Source organism: Streptomyces sp. NPDC006265 (assembly GCF_040613555.1).
In the GTDB taxonomy this organism is placed as follows: Bacteria; Actinomycetota; Actinomycetes; order Streptomycetales; family Streptomycetaceae; genus Streptomyces.
In genome coordinates this window covers 1-2,112 of sequence record NZ_JBEXSH010001200.1, presented here as the reverse complement: position 1 = coordinate 2,112, position 2,112 = coordinate 1, and the positions used below count along the sequence as shown (strand labels likewise).

General features: G+C 70.7%; 1 protein-coding gene and 1 pseudogene. One reads left to right on the top strand and one right to left on the bottom strand.

Annotated elements, in window-relative coordinates; all coding sequences use genetic code 11:
* A pseudogene (locus ABZ281_RS47040) lies at positions 1–233 on the bottom strand (hypothetical protein); the annotation flags it as partial.
* 263 nt (positions 234–496) lie between these two features.
* Between ABZ281_RS47040 and ABZ281_RS47035 the strand changes: the two are divergent.
* A partial coding sequence (locus tag ABZ281_RS47035; protein ID WP_356664720.1) for a PHP domain-containing protein occupies positions 497–2,112 on the top strand: 1,616 nt, incomplete at its 3' end.

The following is a 2,112-nucleotide window of genomic DNA, read 5'->3' as shown; positions in this document are numbered from 1 at the left end:
GGCTCGATCGTCTGGTACACGAACCAGACGTCGTAGGTGTTGTTGTTCTTGATGGTCATCGACAGCTTGACCGAGCCACCGGGCGTGGTGGTGGCCATCCCCGCCAAGGCCCCGAAGACGAACGCCACCGGAATCAGGGCCACCGTCAAGATCGTGACCCACCGCAACACCACATCCGTGGCGGGGCCTGCGGCGGCGGGGACGGTGGTCAGGGAGGGCGCTGTCTCGTGCATGGGCACAGCCAACCGGCTCCGGCGCCGGTTCGCGTGCGCGGGCGTACTCAAGGCCCGCAGTCCCTCGTACTCATCATCCCCAGGCCCACAGCCGCGACGAGGCAGGCGAACACCGTGCCACGGGAGCCCCGCTCCGAGCCATCCCAGTCTTCCGGATGGCTGATCTGCGGTGGCCGAAACTCGCATGTTCGAATTATTGTTCGATACAGTCGATAGAGAGCTAGCGATTGGTCCTGGTTTGGGGGTATTCGGGGAGAGGTGTCATGCACGAAGGGCTTCCCCATCTGCATGTGGCGAGCGGGTTCTCAGCCCGCTACGGGGCCTCACATCCGCGCGATCTCGTCACTCGGGCCGCTGAGCGGGGGATCGGCACGCTCGTGCTGACCGACCGCGACATGGTCACCGGAACAGTCCGATTCGCCAAGGCCGCCTCAGCGGCCGGCGTCCGCCCGCTGTTCGGCGTGGACCTCGGTGTCGCCGCCTTCAGCCCCACCGCGCCGGCCGCACGTCGCCGCACGCCGGTGCGGGGCGGCGCCCACGTCACCGAAGCCCCGCTCAGAGCGACATTCCTCGCCCAGAACGCGCAAGGGTGGGCACGGCTGTGCCGGATGGTGTCCGCTGCGCACGCATCCGCCTTCCCCACCAGCGCGCCGCCGACGGCGTCATGGGAGAACCTCCATCAGTACGCGGACAACAACCTGGCGGTGCTCCTGGGCCCCGCCTCCGAGCCGCTGCGGGCCCTGGCCTCCGGCCGCGCAGACATCGCCGAAAAACTGCTGGAGCCCTGGCGCCAGGCCGTAGGCCAGAACCTGCGACTGGAGATCGTGTGCTGGGGCCTATCCGGCACCGGGCCGGGCTCTGTCCGCCTCGCCGCGCACACCCTCACCCTCGCCGACCGTCTCTCCATCCCGGCCGTCCTGACCAACGCCGTCCGCTACGCCGACCCCACCCAGCACCGGATTGCGGACGTGCTGGACGCGGCCCGGCTGCTGCGGCCCATCGACCGGCGGCGCCTGGACTGCGGTGAACGCTGGCTCAAGGACGGACCCGCGATGACCGAGATCGCCGAGCGGGTGGCAGCCGCTGCCGGGGCGGACCGGCGCCGCGCCGAGCGGCTGATCGCCGACACCGCCCTGGTCGCGGACGCGTGCGACGTCGACCCGGCCCGGGACCTGGGGCTCGGCGTGCCGCACTTCCCCGAGCCCTCCGTGGTCGGCGCAGAGCCGGGGCGGGACGGAGCCGTGCGGCTGCTGCGGCAGCGGTGCGAGAGCGGCATGATCGCCCGTGGTCTTGAGCGCGACCAGCGCGCAATGGACCAGCTCGACTACGAGCTCGGCATCATCGGCCGCCTGCACTTTGAGCCGTACTTCCTTGCCGTGGCCCAGGTCGTCGCCGATGTGCGGGACATGGGCATCCGGGTCGCAGCCCGCGGCTCCGGTGCCGGCTCCATGGTCAACCACTCGCTCTTCGTCGCCACCGCGAACCCGCTTGAACACGGACTCCTGTTCGAGCGGTTCCTGTCCGAGCGGCGGACGTCGCTGCCTGACATCGACGTCGACGTCGAGTCCGCGCGCCGCCTGGAGGTCTACGACCGGATCATCGACCGCTTCGGCCGGGAGCGCGTCGCGGTCACGGGCATGCCCGAGACCTACCGCGCCCGGCACGCCCTCCGGGATGTCGGCCTCGCGCTCGGGCTGGCGCCGGCGACCGTGGACCGGATCGCGAAGTCCTTCCCGCATATCCGCGCCTGCGACATCCGCTCGGCCCTCACCGAGCTCCCCGAGCTACGGCAACTCGCTGCTGAGGCGCAGCAGTTCGGGCCGCTGTGGGAGCTCGCCGAAGGGCTGGACGCCCTGCCGCGCGGAATCGCCATGCACCC